The sequence below is a fragment of the Mogibacterium kristiansenii genome (assembly GCF_009695905.1).
GTDB classification, from domain to species: domain Bacteria; phylum Bacillota; class Clostridia; order Peptostreptococcales; family Anaerovoracaceae; genus Mogibacterium_A; species Mogibacterium_A kristiansenii.
The window spans coordinates 75,115-95,721 of record NZ_VUNA01000005.1; the positions used below are offsets into that span (position 1 = coordinate 75,115).

Sequence of the window (20,607 nt, forward strand, 5' to 3'; positions counted from 1 at the left end):
AGTAAAAATAGGTAATTCCCCGGCCTTGCGCCCATTTTCTTGACACCGCAAAAACCCTACGGTAATATATTGACATGAGTAGAAGAACTCCGAGGAGACAGGGCGCATCGGTGTCGAGACGAACATCTCAGCACGGAAATGCCGGCCGGACCCGGGCGGGTTCCAGGGCATCCCGGAATGCGTCTCGGAAGAACGGCGGCGGCCGAAGACATGCAACGAAACAAAGGGCATATACCACCTCCGAGAGTCGGATACTGGACTTCCTGGCCACCATACCGGCCATGATTGTGATTCTTATTACCCTCCGGGAGATTTTTCTGGCGGTAACGAATTCCGCAATGGGGAAGGAACAGTACACGAAATTCCCGGAGCTTTTTCAATTTGGCAATTTTATTATCATTATTGTAGGAATTCTCTATGTCGTGCTGTCCAACATGGTTCCGGTGAAAAAGAAGCCTCTCCTGCAGCGGAATCCGGAGTTCCTGTTTTTCGGTATCTTTATGATCTGCATGGCGCTTTCCACCTTGGTGAACGGCATCGATGGGAAGGCCATCCACGGAATCCCGTATCGGAATCAGGGCATCTTCCATTTTGCCTTTTACATATTGATTTATTACTTCGTTTCTTCCAAAGTCAAGCTGCAGCAGCTTCGGAAGTTTGTGCTGCTGTCCTTTCTTTTTACCGCGGATGTGCTGGGCGTTACCGCAATTGGGCATCAATTCTTCCTGAACATTTCGGCTTATTCCGGGAAAAAAGGCCTGAGTGCGATCTTCTTTAACAGCAATCACTACGGATATTTTCTGGCCATGGCTTTGATGGTGGCGGTAACTGCTTTTATCGTGGGCGATAAAGTGTGGGTGCGGGAATTCGGCTTCCTGTCCGGGATGCTGAACTTAATCGTGTTGTTCATGAACAACACCTTCGGAGCGATTCTGGCTTCTTTCATCAGCTTGCTGGTGGTGCTGTTCCTGTCGCTGATCAAGCTGCCGAAGAGCAAGTGGCGGGCGGTATCGGTGGCGTCCCTGATCATCGCTATTCCGCTGGCGGGGGGCGTGCTGCTGAACGCCCAGTTCGACAATTTCGTGGTGTTGCTGCAAGATATTGGAAAAATCATGTCCGGAAGTTCCGATGCGGCATCGGCCGGAACCAATCGGTGGGGTCAGTGGGTCAAAGCCGTGCAGTACATTCAAGAGCATCCGCTTCTGGGATATGGCTGCGAGGGGATGGCAGACCGGATGATGAACGATATCGGCATTTCCAATCCCCACAACGAGCTGCTGACCTATGCGCTGTTCTTCGGCGTCCCGGCGGCGGTGTGCTATACCGTGGCGGTGCTGATGATTTTCTTGAGGCACCTTGTGAGCGGTGCCTGGAAAGATCCCTATGCACTGATGGCGTTTTCCGCCGCATTGGCGTATTTTATCTCTTCATTTTTCGGAGTGGCCATGTTCTATACCACACCGTTTTTCTTTATCATGCTGGGGTACAGCTCCGGGAAGGGGAAACGGTGAGGAGTTAACGAAAGTCGAGTGAATTTATGAAAAAAGCGAACTTATTCTTTCTGATTACAATGATTGTTATCGCTTGTGTTTTATCGGGATGCGCCGGAAATGATAATGCAGAAATAGTGTAGGAATCTATCAATGCAATCAAGATCTTAATTCGTATTTTAAATCCATCGCGGACCTCTAGTTCGGGTCCCCGGTGCCTATGCCGGCGCCCAAGAATGAAAAAAACCTGCACCTGGAAAGCTTCGCTAAGCTGCTGCTGACCGGTGCAGGTTTTTGCTTTGTTAAATCCCAAAGAGCAGAAGGAAAATCATAATCGGACTTACTTCCGGATGATGACCCGTGTGCCGTTCGGAACCATCTTGTACAGCTTGCTGACCTTGGAGCGCGGCATATTCACGCATCCGTGGGAGCCGTTGTATTTGTAGATGGAACCGCCGAATTGGGAACGCCAGGAGGCATCGTGCATTCCGTAGGATTGTCCGATGAAAGGCATCCAGTAGCTTACGTGACTTACGTATCCCGGACCGGTGAGATTTACGTTCCGAGCTTTGTGATGCAGTTTGAATCGACCGGTAGGCGTTCCGCATCCTCGGCCGCCGGTGACCACATTGCTCTTTAGTTTTACCTTGCCCTTGACGTAGTACTTCAGCGTCTGGTTGCTGATGTCGATCAGAATATAATTTTTGTAATTGTACGGACCGTAGCTTGCCCGGCGGTATTGCTTCTTGGTGATGGCACCGGTCTTCTTGTTGGGACGGATCGTGACATCGTGGTATTTAAACGCCTTGGTTTTCGCCTTAGCGGCGGAATCGAAATAGTAGTAATGCTTTCCGGACTTCACCATCTTCTTGGTGGTGAGCTTTCCGCCTTTATTGCAATAATAGGTGTTGCTCTTCCACCGGAAACGACCTTTCGCCGTGCGAATCACTCCTTTTTCATCGGCGTAATAATACGCCTTGCCGATTTTCAGAATTCCGCTTTGCAGGATACCGTCGTTATTGAAATAATACTTTTTTCCCTTGATGGTATTCATTCCGGTGACAAAATGATTCTCCGTATCGTAATAGCGGGTCTCATTGTTGTCCGAAACCCAGCCCAAGTTCTTTGGGGATTCCGGGGTGGTCGGGTTTTCCGGAGATGCAGAATTTTCCGGTTTCTGTTCTTGCTTTTGTTCCGGATTCTGCTCCGAAACCGCTGAATCCGACTCTTTCGAAGCCGGTGGTTCGCCGGATTCTTGCTGCACCGCGGAATCGGTACCGGTCGCAGCGGTGTCTGCTGCGAAGACGCTGTTCATGCTCAGCGCCAGGGTTAGGACGAGCAGCAGCGCGAAAAATGAAATAAACCGATTCTTACCAAAATGTTTCATCAGTCTGAATTCCTTCCTTTGATTTTCTGATAATTATTCCCATTCAGTGTAGCCCTTTTCGTAACAGAAAGCTATAACCGAATGGTTCAATTTTGGGGACTGCATTGGAAACTACAATGCCCAATAATTTAGATCCACTCGTCCGCTGATTCCCGGAACTTTCCCGGAGCTGGTGTATTGCCAGCATCGGTATGAGCCCTTGTAGGTGACGGTGTCGTTGTACTGCGCCACCCATACCCGATAGCCGGACAGTTTCTTCATGTCCAGGTTGTTGTTGAGCCAGCTGGTGCTGGCATAAATCATCGGGGTATAGCCCTTGGATTTCACATAGTCGCAAAAAGCTTTTACCGCCGCGGTTCGCTTGGTCCGGTTCAGCTTTGAGGAGGATGCTCGTCCGCCCGGGTAATTCTCGGTATCGATAACCAGCGGCAAATTGAGTTTGCAGCCGGATTCCTTCACCTGCTTGACGGCGAAGGCGGCTTCCGCCTGAGCTTCTTTTACCGTGCGTGCCTGCGAGAAGTAGTAGGCTCCTACGTCCACTCCGGCGGCGGTGGCCCGCTGTATGTTTCCCTTGTGTTTTTTATCTCCATTGAATGTGCTGTCCGGATGGCATTTTCCATCCTTCGTTCCGGAGTAGCCGCACCGCAGAAAGGCGAAACTGATGCCGCCGGATTTCACCTTTGCCCAGTCGATATCCTTCCCTTGATAATAGGAAACGTCGATGCCTCTCATATATTTCCGATTCGAAGAGATAATGGATCCGGATGCGTTCGCAGTGTAGGTGTATTTTCCCACCTTAAAGGTGCCGGTGAGGGCAGCGGCCTTCGGCCCGGCGTAGTAAATGTTGCTTCCGCTAAAATAAAAACGGTTGGTATACAGGGTGCCGCTCTTTCGGCTGTAGTAGGACTTTCCCTTCCAGGTAATCCGGCCGGCCTTCTTCCGCAGTTTTCCGCTGGAAGTGGAGTAGTAATAGTACTTTCCCCATTTGTGCACGCCCACCTTGATGCGCCCGTCGGAACCGGCCCGGTAGGTGTACTTTCCGATTCGGAAGGCTTTGCTCTTCTGAATCTTCCCGCCTTTTCGAATGTAGTAACGGTTCTTCTTCCAAGTGATAAAGCCCTTGGACTTCCGAAGCCGCCCCTTGCTGCTGGAGTAATAATAGCTTTTTCCCCATTTGTATACGCCGACTTTTATTTGACCTTTTTTGTTCGCCCGATAGGTGTATTTACCCACCTTGAACGTCTTTCCGGTCTGAATTCGGCCGCCTTTTCGAACGTAATACTTATTTCCGTTCCAGGTGACAAATCCGGCTTTCTTGCGAATCTTTCCCTTGCTGTCCCGGTAAAAATAATATTTTCCTTTGCGAAGGACCCCGGCTTTGCTCTTGGGTTTGGACGGTTTCTCGGACGGCGGTTGGATCGCGTTCGATTCTTTTACCGTAAAACGCATCCGGACGCTGTCTTCATATAGGATTTCCCAGCTGCCGATTTCATCGGTGTTCAGAAGATAGAGACCTTCCGAATCCGGCTGAAGGAGGATTTCCTTAGAAGTATCCGCAGAACGCTGCCGGAGAACCGGTGCAGTGCCGGAGTCTTCCTGCGAAGAGGTGCCGGATTCAGTGGATTCGGCAGCTGAAAAACGCAGGTATATTTTCTTATTCTGCTCAAAAGTGACCGATTGATTCGAATCGCAGCTTTGCCAGCTTTCCGCATTGGTCGGATCCGCAGTGTATTGCAGGACATCCGTTTCCCCGAAACAGGGAAGGGGAGCGAGCATCATTACAAGTGTAATGACTGCGGATAAAATAATTCGATTGTATTTCATGAAAAAATCCTTTCATTTGATGGTTGATGACGGAATAAAATCTGCATTGTTATTCCTTAATTATAATATAGGAGCTTCCGGAAGGAAAGAATATAAGGGAAAACAAAAAAGAGATGAGGGAAAATCTCATCTCTTTCTTCGGGAAAGTGATACGGTATGTGTAGGTTGTACCGAAATCAAATTCTCATGTGTATAGGTGTGTAAATTTATGATGGCGATTTAATAATACCAGTAGTCCATATCTACGCGGGTGCTGATTCCGTTTACTTTGCCGGAACTGGTGTACTGCCAGCATTTATAGGAGCCGCCGTAAGTGACCTTCTTGTAATACTGAGCAACCCATACATAGTAGTCAGACAGCTTGCTCATATTGAGCTGATTGTTGAGCCAACTGGTGCTGGCATAGATCATCGGCGTATATCCCTTGGCTTTTACCTGCTTGCAGAACGCCTGAACCGCTTCGGTTCTCTTGGTCTTGGAAAGTCTGCTGCTGGATGCCCGTGCACCGGACAGGTTCTCGGTGTCGATGACAACCGGATAGGTGACATTTACACCGGATTTCTTAATCTGCTTGATGCAGAAATCGGCTTCTTCCTTGCCTTCCTTCGCATTGATCGCTTCCGTAAAGAAGTAGACGCCCACATCGATTCCGGCTGCTTTCGCGCCCTTGATGTTTCTCATAAAAGTACTGTCGGTGTACAGCTTGCCGTTGGTGCTTCCGCGGTAACCGCAGCGAATGATGGCAAACTTCACGCCGGAGGCTTTCACCTTCTTCCAGTTGATTTCGTACTGGAAATAGGATACATCGATTCCGATGGCTTTGCCGGTATTCAGCTCGATAATCCGGCCAGTAGATGTGGTCTTGTAGTTCTTTCCATCCACTTTGAAGGAGCCGGTTTGAATGGCACCGGTGGAGGAGGCGTAGTACCGGTCTCCGCTTACGGTGATGAACTGATCCTGATAGATTTTTCCACCGGATGCGGCATAGTAACGCTTTCCGTTGTAATTAATCCAACCCTTGGTGGTCTTCACCCGGCAGTTGGAATCACCGTAATAGTACTTGGATCCGTATTTGAAGATTCCTTTTCCCAGGCGGCCGGTGGCATACGCCTTATAGGTGTAGCCGGAAACCTTGAAGGTGTGACCCCATTCAATCTTTCCTTCGGAGTTCACATAGTAGCGGTTTCCGTTGTAATTGACAAATCCCGGGGTGGTTTTTACCACGCCGTTGCTGTCCGCGTAGAAGCGGGAAACGGTTCCGTATTTGAAGACGCCGGTTCCCAGTCTTCCGGTTGCGTAAGCCTTATATCTCTTTCCTTTAAACTTCAAGGTGTGGCCGGTATAGATGGTGCCGCCTTTGGTGACGTAGTAGCGATTGCCGTCGTATTTCACGAATCCCGCGGTGGTCTTCACCTTGCCGGAAGAGGCATCGGAGTAGTAGTAATTATCTTCATGAGAAAAATGTCCTTTAACAAGGCGACCTTTCTCATCAAAAAAATACTTGCTTCCCTTGATGGTGGCAAAGCGGTTCTTGTAGTATTTGCCGCTCTTGTAGTAGTAGTACGTATAGGAACCGGACTTCTTCCAGCCGGTCTTGCTCTTCTTGGTTGCTCCCTGAGCCGGAACCATGGCCAGCGCAAAAATAAGAAGCACCGCCAGAATTGCGATTCCGATATTGATTTTCTTCGTGTGTTTCTGAATCATAACGCTTTCGTCATTGCCCTTTCTTAAATACCTGTAAGGATAATATCATTGTTGGGAATAAAATGCAATAATATTATTTGTAAACTGGCGGAAATATTTTATCGGTTAACTTGTGACAGGGGCGGTTATGTGCTAAAATCGCACTATATTGAGGTGATACCAATGAGATATATCAGATATTGTATAAATCTTATGACTGCCGGCGTTTTTATTCTGTTGAACCGGATTATCGGCATCTTCTGTCCGGTGCGAAAGAACAAAGCGGTATTTATTTCCGACGTTCGCGCAGAGAACGGCGGAAATTTAAAGTGCGTATATGACGCCATGGGCGAAGACTACGAGAGAGCCACGTATTTCAAAGCAGATCGGCGGAATTGGAGTTCCTTCGGAAAGTTCTGCAAATTAGTCTATGACATGACCACGGCAGAAGTTGTTTTTCTGGAGGATTATTTCCGTTACACATCGTATTACAAGGTGCGAGAAGGTCAGAAAATCTGCCAGCTGTGGCACGGTGCCGGCGCCTTCAAGAAATTCGGATACAGCCGGGCGGAAGGAAATGAGAATATTCGCATCCATAAAGGATACCGGAAGTATACCCACGTGATTACCAGCAGTGAAGCCATTAATTCTTGCTATGCAGAGGCATTCGGCGTAACTCCGGATAAAGTGCGGGCCACCGGTGTTCCCCGGACGGATATTTTTTTCGATGAGGAATATCTGAAGGAAACGAAGACACGGCTGCACGAGACGTATCCGCAGCTGCGGGGAAAGAAACTGATTCTCTTTGCACCGACGTATCGAGGTCTTCGGGCGGATGATGCAAGCTATGATTTCAACCGGATTCCGCTGGATGAAATCTACGAAGCACTTCACGAGGAATATGTGTGGGCCTTTAAATGGCATCCGGCACTGTACAACAATCTTGCAAACGGCAAAGTCCGGATGCCGGATTTCGCAAAGTATCCGGATTTCTTTCTGGACCTTTCGGAAGAACGGGAAATTAACGATATCCTGACGGTTACGGATGTGATGATTACGGATTATTCTTCCGTTATTTTCGATTACTATTTGACCGGCGGCAGGGTGGTGTATTATCCGTATGATTTCGACACCTACTATAACGGCCGGAGTTTCTATTTTGATTACGAGGAATACCTCTTTGGCCCGGTGGCAAAAACACCGCAAGAACTCATTTCGGCAATTCAGGCGTCGGCGGAGGACGAGTCGGAGATTCGCCGGAAGTTCGGGGAGAAATACATGTCCGCATGCGACGGCCGCGCCACGGAACGGGTTATCCAATGGGTATTTGAGAAGAACGGGAGTGAAGAATGCAGATAATGCTGAAAATTGCCATTGCCATCTGTAACGGCATCTACGGAATTCACAAGCTGTTCCCGGTTCGGAATCGCATCGCCATGGTGAGCCGGCAGAGCAGCACCTTGACACTGGATATGCGCCTCCTGAAGGAAGAACTGGAACGTCAGAATCCGGAGGTAGAAATTCTAACCTTGAACCGGATGATTCCACCGGGATTGGCGGGTAAAATTAAATATCTTTGGTACATGGTAACCCGGGAGATGCACGTCTTCGCTACATCCAGAGTCGTGCTTCTGGAAGGGTATTGCATCAATGCCAGCATTCTCCATCATCGGAAGGAGCTTTCCATTATCCAGCTGTGGCACGCACTGGGTGTGCTGAAACAGTTCGGGTACTATGCGGTAGGAACGGAAGAAGGACACAGCGAGGCCTTGGCAAAGGCGATGCACATGCACGAAAATTACGAATATGCTATCTGCAGCAGTGAATTCTGTCGGCCCTACTATGCGAAGGCCTTTCGTATGCCGGAATCTCGGGTAAAAGTATGCCCGCTGCCGCGGACAGATTTGCTGACGGACCGGGAATACCGCCGCCGAAAGCGGGAAGAAATTATTCGGAGGTATCCGGAATTGGGCAAACGCCCCAATGTCCTCTATGCTCCCACATTTCGAAATGGAGAGGATATCACAGAACATTTAGATTCTTTATTCGAAGCGTTCAATTATGAAGAGTATAATCTGATAGTGAAACTCCATCCGGTGGACCGAACCGGCATCCATCGAGATGAGATTTTTGAATGTCCGGAATTTACGGCGATGGAGCTGTTCAGCCTAACGGATGCGTTGATTACGGACTATTCATCCATTATCTATGAAGCGGCGGCAGCGGAAATTCCAATCTATCTATACACGTTCGATTTGGATCGGTATCTGGAGCGGAGAGGTTTTATCATCGATTTCATGAAGGATATTCCGCTGGAGAAATATCGGGAGCCGACCGAGTTGCTGGAACGGGTGTATGAAGATGTTAAAAGAAGGGCGGAAGGAGCCGATATGTGTCCGGATGAAAATCGGTCTTTCATTGAGAAATACGTACAGCCGGGGACCGGAAATACCCGTCGGTTGGCGGAATGGGTGCTTCAGGAACTGGCGAAGTCCGGCAATTCTTGAATATTATACAAATATAAGATATAATTACATGATTTAACTCTGATACATGAGGGAGGAAGAAAAATGGTATACGGCGTTGTTCTGGCAGGTGGCATCGGAAGTCGAATGGGAAATGTGGATCGTCCGAAGCAGTACCTGCACATTGGAAAGAAACCGATTATTGTTCATACAGTAGAGAAATTTATCATCAATGACAATTTTGAGAAGGTGATCGTTCTGTGCCCGGCACAGTGGATTACCTATACGAAGGATTTGTTTCGGAAACACCTTCCGGAGAACAGCAATGTGGTTGTGATTGAAGGCGGAAAAGATCGAAACGGCACTATCATGAATGCCATTCGCTACATTGAAGAAACCGACGGATTGAATGAAGAGACCTCTTTGGTAACGCACGATGCGGTTCGTCCTTTCGTGACGCATCGAATTCTGGAAGAGAATGTGGAATCCGTTCGAAAGGGAATCGCTTGCGATACGGTAATTCCGGCAACGGATACCATCGTGGAAAGCGTCGATGGAGAGACCATTGCTAGCATTCCGAACCGGGCGAACTACTATCAGGGACAGACCCCGCAGAGTTTCCGGGCGAAGAGATTCAAGGATTTGTATGAAACCTTGAGCGAGGATGAACGGAAGATTCTGACCGATGCGGCGAAGGTGTTTGTTGTAAAGGGTGATAAGGTGGCATTGATTAAGGGAGAGACCTTTAATATCAAAGTAACCTATCCGTATGATCTTCAGTTGGCAGAAACGCTGCTGGGAGGAGAGAAGTAATGCTGAATACAGTATATCGGTTGGTAGAGCCGCGACGAATTGAGTCGGAGTTTTCCGACATTGATGTAAATGGAGATTCGGTGCTGGTTCGACCGACACATCTTTCCATTTGCAATGCGGATCAGCGCTATTTTCAGGGAACCAGGCCGCCGGAAGTGCTGAAGAAAAAATTGCCGATGGCATTGATTCACGAAGCAATCGGTAAAGTAATCTACGATCCGGCAGGAGATTTTGAACCGGGACAGAAGGTGGTAATGGTACCGAATACTCCGATGGAGGAAGATGACATCGTTGCGGAGAACTATTTGCGCAGCAGCAAATTCCGTGCCAGCGGATTTGACGGTTTTATGCAGGATATCGTAGCCATGAGACGGGATCGAGTTGTGGCCGTGCCGGACGGAATCGACGATTACGTTGCTGCTTTTACCGAACTGGTATCCGTAAGCTATCACGCCATCAATCGCTTTGACCGGAAAGCACATGGAAGAAGAAATGTGCTGGGCGTATGGGGCGATGGAAATCTTGCTTTTATCACATCATTGCTTTTGAAGAAGAGATTCCCGGAGAGCAAGGTGTACATCTTCGGAAAGCATGAATACAAGATGGACGACTTCGCTTTTGCGGACGAGACTTTCTTCATCGATGCCATTCCGGAAGATTTGAGAATCGATCACGGGTTTGAATGCGTAGGTAAAGCCGGTTCCGGTACATCCATCAATCAGATTATCGATTACATCAATCCGGAAGGATGCATTGCGGCTTTGGGCGTTTCCGAAGATCCGGTACCGATTAACACTCGAATGATTTTGGAGAAGGGATTGACGCTCTACGGAAGCAGCCGAAGCAGCGCGGATGATTTCCGCCATTTGCTGCAGTTCTACAAGGAACATCCGGAAGTAGTGGATTATCTGTCCAGCATTATCGGCGAAATCGTAGAGGTCCGCACCATCAAGGATATGACCCATGCGTTCGATGCGGATATCCAGAAACACGGCGGAAAGACCGTTATGGTGTGGAAGAAATAACGAAAGGATTATAGATATTAATGTCACCAAAGGTATCGGTTATTATTCCGGCATACAACGCAGCGGCAACATTGCCGCGAATGCTGGATGCAATCAAGGCACAGACATTTGAAAACTTTGAAGTTGTTGTAATTAACGATGGATCCAAAGATGATACTCAGAGTGTTTTAGAGCAGTATCAATCGGAGGATTCCAGAATTCGGGTATTCCGTCAGAAAAATCAAGGTGTTAGCGCAGCCAGAAATCATGGTCTGGATGTTGCTCAAGGAGATTATATCGCCTTTTTTGATGCCGATGACGAAGTGCCGGAGAATGCGTTGAATGACCTCTACCATGCGGCCAGAGAACATATGGCGGATTTGGTAATCGGGCGTCATACTATACAGTACATGACGGAAGATTATATGCCGAAATCCTCTAGAAATCTCTCGAATGAAACGGATATTCCGAAGTATCACAAATCTCTCTGTTGGAACTTCACTCTGTGCAACAAATTATTCCGACGGGATATAATTGAGAAATTCCGGTTACGCTTCAACGGAACGAAGCATGCCGAGGATGGACTGTTTATTTTCCGATATATTCAAAAAGTGGAGAAGATTACAGGTTGTCCGTCTATCGTGTACAAATATGTGAAGAATTCCTTTTGGGAGGATGCCTCTTTAAGTCAGAAGGCAAATTCTTCCGCATTCAAAGACCTTCGTCGAAATTTGATGGAAATAATTCAGGCAATTGATGAAGAAACGACAGAAAGCTTGAACGAGGTGAACGCTTCTGATGCCACTCAGGCGGCGAAAGACGAAATGTTCTGGAATTGGAAATTGATTCGGTCGACCATGTGGAAGCGGTTCGCTCAAATTTCTATTCTGGATGAGTATTATCGGCTGCTTTGGAACAGTGACGAGGAACTCTATTTGCTTCTTCAGAAATCATTGGAAGAATGCAGAGAGAATATGTTCCCGAGTCAATGGAAAGCTTTATTGGAAGACAATTCGGACCTTCAGATGGATGTGGGACTGATGAATCGGGAGGAGCTTGCGGAGAATCCACTTCTTTCGGTCTTGGTAACAGCAGAACTTCCCAAAGAATCTGTAGAGAAGATGTTGGAAGCGTATTACGGGCAAATTTTCGTTTCATTCGAAATCCTTTTGGATGAAGCCTTGATAGATGCCGTTCCGGAAACTTATCTGAAAAAGGAAAACTTTCACGTGCGGCCGCATGCCAATTTGGCGAAATGGAAAAAGACGGCGCTGCAGGAAGCAAAGGGCACTCATTGCATTATAGTGGAGGAGCCGGTATATCCGTCGACTCGAACTGTTGCACAGATGATGAAGCGGATTCATGACAAAACGTTTATCACTGCGCCGATTTGTAAAATTGACGGAGAGCGTTTTCATAAACTGGAGGCACAGTCCACTGTATTTACAAACGAATTCTCGGTAATAAAGAAGCGTTCCAAATACAATCAATTGGATGCAATATGGAGCAATAAGATTTTCAGCATAAAAAATCTCCTGGCAAAGAAGCGATTGTTTGAATCGGATTCCACGAAGGACTTGAATCGATTATACGGAAATTCTTCTTACATTAAGTTCGAAGATAACTCCTTTGTTACAAATATGAGTGACAGTGATATTCTGCGAAAGGTCAAGAACGTTGGGGTCAAGCTTGGGTACAAGCGAAAGCTCCGCAAGGAGGAAAAACGCCTGAATCGAATTGAGAAGGAAAGCACTGAAGTGGAAACCATATCCCTTCGTTTGAAGAAGTGGCGAAATTGTAAGCTGCGAGAAGGATATAAATTCTTGACGTTAAAAGTATTGTTTCCGGTATATTACAAGTGGCATGCACGGAAACCGATTGAGAAGAACAAAGTTCTTTTTATCGTCAATCGAAAGCCGGCATTGCCGAATTCCATGACTTACGTTCACAATCTGCTGGAAAAATCCGGTAAGTTTAACATTCATAATAAATTCCTGTTGAACCTATCGCTTCGCTATCGACAGAAATTTAAGGTGGATTTGGATTTAATCAAGGACTTGGCAACTGCAAATTACGTATTCTTGGATGAGGCGACGGTGACCACTTGCGGAATCAATAAGCGACCGGAAACAAAAATCGTTCAGCTTTGGCATGGATGCGGTGCATTTAAGAAGTTCGGATTTAGCACAGCGGACAAGATTTTTGGCGGAAATGCAAAAGAGCAGAAACGGTATCCGATGTATCGCAATTTCGATTTGGTGTGCGTCAGCAGCCCGGAAGTGGTATGGGCTTACGAGGAGGCCATGCAGCTGAAAGGTGTGGGTAATGTTAAGCCGGTAGGAGTCAGTCGGACGGATGTGTTTTTCCAAGATGATTATATTCATGCGGCAAAGCAGCGAATTCTCGAACAAATTCCTGCGGCGGCGGATAAAAAGATTATTCTTTACGCCCCGACCTTCCGAGGAAGAGTCGCAAGTGCGTATGGACCGGATCACTTTGACTACGAGAAATTGTATGAATCCTTGGGGGATGAATATATTATCCTGATAAAGCATCACCCGTTGGTAAAGCGTCTGCCGGAAATTCCGCTGGAATATCGAGATTCCTTTGTGTACGATGTATCCCATACGATGGAAATTGAAGACTTAATCTGCGCTTCGGATATTTGTATTTCAGATTATTCTTCTCTGATTTTTGAATATTCCTTATTTGAGAAGCCGATTATTCTCTTCGCCTATGATTTGGATGTGTATTTCGATTGGCGAGGTTTCTATTACGATTATTTCGAAATGGCACCGGGACCGGTATTAATCAGTACAGAAGAGATTATCGATTATATTACCCATATTGATACGGAATTCGATCGGGAGAAGATGCATGCTTTCCGTGAAAAGTTTATGCGTTCCTGTGATGGGCACTCCACAGAGCGGATTTTGGATGAAGTAGGATTAAAGCTGTAGAATTGAAGTGAGCATGATGCGTGGAGTCATGCTCATTTTATTATTTCGAAAGTAGGGTTATATGGAAAAACTTCTGAGCATAATTATTCCAATTGACGATTGGAGAAGCGACGACGAAAAAGACCTTCAAGCAGGTGTGGAATGCTTGCTGAATCAAAATATTCCCAAAGAAGAGTTGGAATTGGTATTTGCAGTCGGACAGAATGATTCAAAGATTAGTGACATTCTTCAGTCGTATTCCAACACATATTTGAACATGGTTCGAGTAACTGATTCAGATGCGAGTAGTATGGTTAACACTGTATCCGGGAAGTATGCCCTTTTTTACGATTTCTCAAATCGATGGGAAGAAGGGGCGCTGGGAGAAGCGTGTCGATATATGAATCAGTGTGCTGTGCCGCCGAGTTTCTTTATGTGCCGGGAGATTTTTCAGAAAAAGACTTCCGCGAAAAGCACGTTCCGATTTCTTTACAAAAATGGAAACCATATCGTTAACGTGAAAGAAAAACCTCGGAGCATTTCGGTTTCTTTAAACAATGTAATTTTCCTTACGGAGGCCTTAAAGGAAGGGATTAAGGAACTGTCGAACGGGAAGAAGCTTCTGTATGGCCGTGAATTATATTTGCTTTCTCGGATGCTGATGAATAATCCCAATGTCGGAATTATATCATCTGCAAGTTTCATTTATCGGAATTCGGAACGGCTTAGCAGTCAGCAGTCGAATGCCGGAATGGAATATGTCCGAAATCTCAATATTCTGTTCCGTCGACTGGAACTGTTAGCTTCAGATGAAGCAAGTCAATATTACATCTGGAACGTAATGCTGTACGTGATGAAGCAATACATGGAAGGGGCGGACACACCGCAGGCGTTTACCGATGAAGAACAGAATGCATATCTCTCATTGCTTCGAGAGGAACTGCACCGGATACCGGATGATATTATTGATAGTGCACCCGGCACAGTTCAAACCCAGCGAATGGGATTGTATGCGGCAAAATACGGTCACGATATTTTCCGGAATTCCACGGCGGAAAAAAGCGCTGTTACGTGGAAGGGACACCGCTTAGTCAATTTGAAGCACGACGCTTTTCGGATTTATACACTGAATGTGCAAGGTGAAATGCTGTGTATTACCGGAACCATTGATGCCGGGACATTGAATCAGGAGATGAAACTGACAGCACGAGATGAAATCGGAAAAGAATGGTCTGCAGAATTGCACCCCTATTCAAAGGGTGATATTAAAAATCGGTTTGATGAAGTATTGCTGGCCGGTCGGTGGTTCCGTCTATCGGTACCTCTTCACATGGCACAAACAATAAATTTCTATCTTGATATTAATAACAGTAAAATAAAAATATATCCGAAATTGATGGGAGATACCGGGTTAAAGCACCAGTATCGTTATTCTTATGTAGAAATCGCCGGGTGGCTTATTCGATATGATAGCGGAGCACTGATTGCAATACCGAAAACGGTTTTAAGACTTTTTAAACTTCATCACAATTATCTTAAAGAACTTCATCGAAAAAAGGATGCAGCGGGAGAAGCGGACTACCGAAAAAAACTTCGTTGGAGTAAAAAAATTCGCAAGCTGAAGCTGAAAAATCAAATTGCTTTTGTGACGGCCCGGAGTAACGATGGATTGCTTCCAAACATTCGAAACGTGTACAATAGGACGACGGCAGAGAAAGTGGTATTTGTTCACATGATGCCTTATACCGACGAACAAATGGAACGAGCAATCGAGGCGGTGTATTCCAGCAAGGTGGTTGTAACAGACGACTATTTCTATCTGTTCCGAAAATTCGGAAAGAAGCCGGGTCAGAAATTTGTACAGCTGTGGCATGCCACCGGCGCGTTTAAGAAATTCGGTCTGGACGGTACCGATCTATTTCCGGAAGTAGATCGACTGTATCATAAGGATTATGATTTGGTATCGGTGAGCGGAGAGAATTTGAGGGAAATATATGCAAGTGCATTCGGAATTGAACCGGAGAAAGTGAAAGCGTACGGAGCACCGCGCACCGATGAAATTCTTCAGTCACAATACACGGATGAAAGAAAGAAAGAGATTCTGGACAAATATCCGAATTTAAAGGAAAAACAAGTGATTCTGTATGCCCCGACTTTCCGGGATTCCAATGGAAAGGATAAACACATCTTTCATCCGGTGATGGACTTCGAATCATTAAGTCATTCATTGAAACGGAATCAGGTGTTCATAATTTGCCCGCATCCGGTGATGCAGAATCGCATTCCGGACAGAGAATATCACAATATTATTCAGGTAGATGATTTTACTACCAATGAAATGATGTGCATTGCCGATTTGTTGGTTACAGATTATTCCTCGGTCATCTTTGAATATTCTCTCTTGAATAAGCCGATGGTATTCTATTGTTACGATTACGATGAGTACAATCGAGATTTTTATTTGGATTATGAAAAGGATCTGCCGGGAAAAATGTTCCGAAATTATGGAGACTTAGAGCAATACATTTGCAATGGTGAGTTTAGAGACGTTGCGACAGTGCAAGATTTCAGAAATCGCTACATGTCTGCATGTGACGGAAAAAGCGGTGAGCGGTTAGCTCATGCAGTAGAGGAATTGCTGGAAGAATAGTGGAAAGGAACAAAGAACACTAAGTTGTTATTCTCAAGTAATGTATTTATATTTGTCTACCTTCCGGTAGTTTTGTTTGTAAATTACGCACTCAAATTCAATCGCCGGGCGCAGAATATTTTTCTGTGCCTGGCCAGTTTGCTTTTCTACGCCTGGGGAGAGCCACGGTTCGTGTTGGTGATGATGGCATCCATTCTGGTGAACTGGTTTTTTGGCCTGCTGGTAGGAAAACTTAAAGAGAATAAAAATGTACGGTGGCTGATTGCACTGGATGTTTTTATTAATTTAGCGATTATTTTCATATACAAATACCTGGCGTTTACGGTGAAAAACCTGAACTTGGTGCTTCACGCACACTGGAAGGTGCCGGAAATCGCATTGCCAATCGGAATTTCTTTTTTCACGTTTCAGGCAATCTCCTACGTAATCGACGTGTACCGGGGACGGGGCGAGGCCCAGAAGAACCTTTTGAATGTGGGACTGTACATTTCATTTTTCCCGCAGCTCATCGCCGGACCGATTGTGCGGTATGAAACCATTGCGGATCAGATTAATAATCGGAAGGAGAACCTGCAGGACTTTTCCGACGGTGTGGTACGCTTTATCATCGGATTGGGAAAGAAGGTGCTGCTGGCCAATAACATGGCGCTGATTGCGGATCACGCTTTTGGTTTCGGAAACGGAACGGTGCAGTGGTTCGGTGCGGACATGCCGCTGACGGCAGGGATGGCCTGGCTGGGGGCGTTGGCCTATACCTTCCAGATTTACTTCGATTTCAGCGGATATTCGGATATGGCCATCGGACTGGGAAAAATGTTCGGATTCCACTTCGACGAAAACTTCAATTATCCGTACGTTTCCCGTTCCATTACGGAATTCTGGCGACGCTGGCACATCTCTCTGTCCAGCTGGTTCCGGGATTATGTCTATATTCCGTTGGGCGGAAACCGAGTGAAGACGGAGGCAAGGCATATCTTCAACCTCTTCGTGGTATGGCTCCTGACGGGAATCTGGCACGGAGCGAATTGGACCTTCATCCTGTGGGGACTGACCTATTTCGTGCTTCTGGTGACAGAGAAGAAGCTGGGACTCCATAAGGAGGCAAAATACCGCTGGATGAATCCGCTGAAGTATATCGCAACCATGTTCTTTGTCATCATGGAGTGGGTGCTCTTCAGGGCGGACAGTCTGGGAGATGCTGTACACTATATGAGCTGCATGTTCGGTGCCGACGGATGGGGACTTTCCGCACCGGGAATCTTCTATCTAACCCAGTACCGATACTTCTGGCTGGCGGCGATTGTAGGTTCTTTACCACTGGTTCCGTGGATTGGAAAACGCTTGAAACAAGAAGACGTTTCTGCTAAAAGAAAATGGGCCGCGGATGTGATTTCCGGTGTATTCATCGTCAGCATCCTGTTGGTGTCGGTATCGTATATTGTCATCGGAAGCTACAATCCGTTCATTTATTTTAACTTTTAGAGAAGAAAGGAGAAATCATGAGAAATCGAATCATTACGGTGATATTTCTTTGTTTTCTGCTGTTCTTCGGGGTTCGCACCGGAATGAATGTATGGGATTCCATCAATGGTACGGAAAATAATCATCAGCCTCAGACGGAGGCATTGGGCAGCGGCGGTCAAATAACCGGTTTCAACAAGGCGTCCTTGGAAGAAATCTCTAACACGATTACGCTGAACTTGGCAAATCGAAATCAATGGATTAATCTAAACGGTTTGTTTCAAAAAGGAATGGGGAAAACCGGTGATTTGGAGAAGGACTGGTATCTTTTGAAAAACGGAATGCTGATGTACAGCCAAAACAAAGATTCTGATGAAGAATTGAAAAAGTATGCCAATAATGTAGTGAATCTTTCTCAATTTGCAGAAAGTTATGGAATGAAATTTCTCTATGTGGAGCTTCCGTACAAGGTGCAGAGAGATGGAGAATATCCGACAGGAGTTCCGGATTACGGAAATCGTAACGCGGATGGAATCATGGAAATTCTTTTATCAAAATCCGTGCAAACAATGGATTTTCGGGATATAATGAAGGATAAGAATATAGAAACTGAGGAAAGTTTTTTTAGAACCGATCAACACTGGAAGCCGGAGACCGCACTGTGGGCGGCGGGAGAACTTTCCAAGAAATTATCTCAAGTGGATTCGGAGTGGAAAGATTATCCGGAGTATCGAAATTCGAACAATTATCGGATGGAGTATCATTCGAATCTATTTCTTGGTGCCATTGGGAAGAAAATTGGCAGTGCATATGCGGGAAAAGATGATTTTAATACGCCGATTCCGATATTTGAAAATACGATTCGCTACAGGGTTCCGCGACAAGAAGATTCCATCGATCGAACCGGAGATTTTGAAACTGCTTTTATCGAATCCAATAATTTGAAAAATGATCCTTTCAAGGTGAACACCTATGCAGCGTATTGCGATGGAGATCATAACAAGGAACAGGTAACGAATGAAAGTGCACCGAATCGGAGAAACATCCTGTTAATTCGGGATTCTTTTTCATGTACACTGATGCCGTACTTGGCGCTTTATACGAAAAATATCACAACATTGGATTTGAGGTTGTACAAGACAAAATCAGTATATGATTATATCCGGAGACATCCGGATATTGATACGGTGATAGTGGCCTACAATCCAAGCAGCATTACCGAGGAACAATACACTTTCGACAAGGTTGTAAATGAAGAAAATAATTAGGACGACAATAAAATCATTTTTTTATGCTCTCTACTACGGAATTATAGCGTTATTGTTGTATTTTGTTGTAGCAGGCCGGACATTGACGGATTGGTATGATGTTACATTCGGTACGAGATTCCGTGAAATCGTGTACACCTTTAACCTAGGGCTGACCGGAGCTGACACTAGCTTTATGAGCGAGGCGCTTCAGGAATGCCGACCGGATTTGATTAAGGCAACAATCATTGTGCTTCTGCTTATCACGGCAGACTTGATTTTGTTCCGAAGAGTGGGACTAAGAAAAGTTCGGGTGGATGAATCCAAGGGACGACACGATGTTCAAGGGGAAACGTCAAGGCATGAAACAAAAGAAACAAAGCTGAAGTACCGATGGGTGCGAAGCAAGTGGGGGGTTGCACTGCAATGCGTTTATCACGCTACGATTCTGCTGATTTGTATTTTTTTAGCAAAACCGGTGTACCTGTATGCAGATCAGGTATTGGAGGTGTCGGACTTTCTCCGCTCCAAACTGATGTACACAAATATATACGATGAAAAGTACGTGGATCCCACATCTGTTCAGATTGAGAACACACGGAAGCAAAAGCGAAATGTTATCATCATATATATGGAAAGTATGGAAACTACTTATGCCTCAAAAGATTTGGGCGGTTATCAAGAGCGGAATTTAATGCCGAATCTGTATAATCTCCAGAGGCAGAACATCACTTTCGGGGATCGTAAGGGAATGGCCGGAACTCATAATCCATACGGAACTACTTGGACAACGGCATCCTTGTTAGCCTCTTCTTCCGGAATTCCATTTGCTTTTAATATTGGAATGAATAAAAATATTGGGAACGATTCGGATAAAGGAAAATTTGCAAAGGGTGTCACCACCTTAGGGGATATCCTGGAAAAGAAGGGCTACAACCAGGAATTTATTTGCGGCTCGGACTCTGCTTTCGGTCGGAAAAAGAAGCTGTTCCAAGAGCATGGAAATTATAAAATCTTCGATTACTATTCAGCCATCGATGCCGGCTATATTGATAAGGATTACAAAGTATGGTGGGGAATGGAAGATTATCGGACATATGAAGCAGCAAAAGACGAAATCCGTAAGCTTGCGGATAAAGGTAAACCGTTTAACTGCACTCTCTTGACGGTAGATACGCATCATGTTGGAGGTTATCGATGTTCAAAGTGTCCGCGGGGGAACGGAAGCAAAACGGCGAATGTGGTCGCCTGTGCGGATCAACAAGTACAGAATTTCGTAGATTGGTGTAAGATGCAAGATTTCTACAAAAACACCACTATCGTCATCGTAGGGGATCATCCACGAATGGATAAAAAGCTTGTAGAAGATGTGGATAAGGTGAATCGGGAAGCGATTGATGTATTCATCAATTCGGTATCGCCATATCGAAAAATTGATCGAAAGCGAACCGCTGTAACGATGGATCTTTTTCCAACAATTCTGTCCTCTATGGGTTATTCCATAGAAGGGGAACGACTGGGGTTGGGGACAAATTTGTTCTCGAAAAAGAAAACTCTGTCAGAAGAGATGGGATACGAAGCATTCAATCTGGAAATGGGAAAGAATTCTCGGTTTTATCATGAGAATTTCGAATAGGATGTTTT

Annotated in this window: 13 protein-coding genes; 10 read left to right on the forward strand and 3 right to left on the reverse strand. The window is 45.9% G+C overall.

Features of this window, described 5'->3' with window-relative positions; translation table 11 throughout:
• Window positions 1-74: 74 nt before the first annotated feature.
• A complete protein-coding gene (locus tag FYJ65_RS03710) occupies window positions 75-1,511 on the forward strand; it encodes an O-antigen ligase family protein (protein ID WP_154554011.1) in 1,437 nt (478 codons plus the stop codon).
• A gap of 319 nt (window positions 1,512-1,830) precedes the next feature.
• Here the strand turns inward: FYJ65_RS03710 and FYJ65_RS03715 are convergent, their stop codons facing one another.
• From FYJ65_RS03715 to FYJ65_RS03730, 3 genes are all read right to left on the reverse strand, one after another.
• Window positions 1,831-2,877 (reverse strand): L,D-transpeptidase family protein, encoded by a 1,047-nt coding sequence (locus tag FYJ65_RS03715; protein WP_154554012.1) that lies wholly within the window; start codon window positions 2,875-2,877, stop codon window positions 1,831-1,833.
• Window positions 2,878-2,988: 111 nt separating this feature from the next.
• Window positions 2,989-4,701: a GH25 family lysozyme gene (locus FYJ65_RS03720; RefSeq protein ID WP_154554013.1), complete on the reverse strand. Its 1,713-nt coding sequence runs from the start codon at window positions 4,699-4,701 to the stop codon at window positions 2,989-2,991.
• Window positions 4,702-4,920: 219 nt separating this feature from the next.
• The gene (locus tag FYJ65_RS03730; RefSeq protein WP_154554015.1) at window positions 4,921-6,405 is read right to left on the reverse strand and encodes a GH25 family lysozyme; all 1,485 of its coding nucleotides are present in this window, start codon (window positions 6,403-6,405) and stop codon (window positions 4,921-4,923) included.
• Between the two features lie 162 nt (window positions 6,406-6,567).
• On the opposite strand from FYJ65_RS03730, the gene FYJ65_RS03735 reads away from it, so the two are divergent.
• From FYJ65_RS03735 to FYJ65_RS03775, 9 genes are all read left to right on the forward strand, one after another.
• Entirely contained in the window at window positions 6,568-7,743 is a 1,176-nt protein-coding gene (locus tag FYJ65_RS03735) for a CDP-glycerol glycerophosphotransferase family protein (RefSeq protein ID WP_154554016.1), read from the forward strand.
• A complete protein-coding gene (locus FYJ65_RS03740) occupies window positions 7,734-8,891 on the forward strand; it encodes a CDP-glycerol glycerophosphotransferase family protein (RefSeq protein WP_154554017.1) in 1,158 nt (385 codons plus the stop codon). Before FYJ65_RS03735 ends, FYJ65_RS03740 begins: the two co-directional genes overlap by 10 nt.
• 63 nt (window positions 8,892-8,954) lie before the next feature.
• Window positions 8,955-9,662, forward strand: coding sequence for an IspD/TarI family cytidylyltransferase (locus FYJ65_RS03745; RefSeq protein WP_154554018.1), 708 nt, complete (start codon window positions 8,955-8,957; stop codon window positions 9,660-9,662).
• Entirely contained in the window at window positions 9,662-10,687 is a 1,026-nt protein-coding gene (locus tag FYJ65_RS03750) for a ribitol-5-phosphate dehydrogenase (protein ID WP_154554019.1), read from the forward strand. Before FYJ65_RS03745 ends, FYJ65_RS03750 begins: the two co-directional genes overlap by 1 nt.
• Window positions 10,688-10,707: 20 nt before the next feature.
• Window positions 10,708-13,626 (forward strand): bifunctional glycosyltransferase/CDP-glycerol:glycerophosphate glycerophosphotransferase, encoded by a 2,919-nt coding sequence (locus FYJ65_RS03755; RefSeq protein ID WP_154554020.1) that lies wholly within the window; start codon window positions 10,708-10,710, stop codon window positions 13,624-13,626.
• A gap of 730 nt (window positions 13,627-14,356) precedes the next feature.
• Window positions 14,357-16,255 carry a CDP-glycerol glycerophosphotransferase family protein gene (locus FYJ65_RS03760; protein WP_206157300.1) on the forward strand — a complete coding sequence of 633 codons (1,899 nt, stop codon included), beginning with the start codon at window positions 14,357-14,359 and terminating at the stop codon, window positions 16,253-16,255.
• Between the two features lie 24 nt (window positions 16,256-16,279).
• Window positions 16,280-17,737 carry an MBOAT family O-acyltransferase gene (locus tag FYJ65_RS03765; protein WP_154554022.1) on the forward strand — a complete coding sequence of 486 codons (1,458 nt, stop codon included), beginning with the start codon at window positions 16,280-16,282 and terminating at the stop codon, window positions 17,735-17,737.
• 17 nt (window positions 17,738-17,754) lie between these two features.
• Entirely contained in the window at window positions 17,755-18,984 is a 1,230-nt protein-coding gene (locus tag FYJ65_RS03770) for an alginate O-acetyltransferase AlgX-related protein (protein ID WP_154554023.1), read from the forward strand.
• Between the two features lie 55 nt (window positions 18,985-19,039).
• Window positions 19,040-20,599, forward strand: a complete 1,560-nt coding sequence (locus FYJ65_RS03775) for an LTA synthase family protein (protein WP_206157301.1) — start codon at window positions 19,040-19,042, stop codon at window positions 20,597-20,599.
• Window positions 20,600-20,607: the final 8 nt, after the last annotated feature.

Bases quoted from the DNA above. Each gene is read 5' to 3' on its own strand.
- FYJ65_RS03715 (WP_154554012.1), bottom strand. From the start codon at position 2,877: ATGAAACATTTTGGTAAGAATCGGTTTATTTCATTTTTCGCGCTGCTG.
- FYJ65_RS03720 (WP_154554013.1), bottom strand. From the start codon at position 4,701: ATGAAATACAATCGAATTATTTTATCCGCAGTCATTACACTTGTAATG.
- FYJ65_RS03730 (WP_154554015.1), bottom strand. From the start codon at position 6,405: ATGATTCAGAAACACACGAAGAAAATCAATATCGGAATCGCAATTCTG.
- FYJ65_RS03750 (WP_154554019.1), top strand. From the start codon at position 9,662: ATGCTGAATACAGTATATCGGTTGGTAGAGCCGCGACGAATTGAGTCG.
- FYJ65_RS03770 (WP_154554023.1), top strand. From the start codon at position 17,755: ATGAGAAATCGAATCATTACGGTGATATTTCTTTGTTTTCTGCTGTTC.
- FYJ65_RS03740 (WP_154554017.1), top strand. From the start codon at position 7,734: ATGCAGATAATGCTGAAAATTGCCATTGCCATCTGTAACGGCATCTAC.
- FYJ65_RS03755 (WP_154554020.1), top strand. From the start codon at position 10,708: ATGTCACCAAAGGTATCGGTTATTATTCCGGCATACAACGCAGCGGCA.
- FYJ65_RS03745 (WP_154554018.1), top strand. From the start codon at position 8,955: ATGGTATACGGCGTTGTTCTGGCAGGTGGCATCGGAAGTCGAATGGGA.
- FYJ65_RS03710 (WP_154554011.1), top strand. From the start codon at position 75: ATGAGTAGAAGAACTCCGAGGAGACAGGGCGCATCGGTGTCGAGACGA.
- FYJ65_RS03760 (WP_206157300.1), top strand. From the start codon at position 14,357: ATGGAATATGTCCGAAATCTCAATATTCTGTTCCGTCGACTGGAACTG.
- FYJ65_RS03735 (WP_154554016.1), top strand. From the start codon at position 6,568: ATGAGATATATCAGATATTGTATAAATCTTATGACTGCCGGCGTTTTT.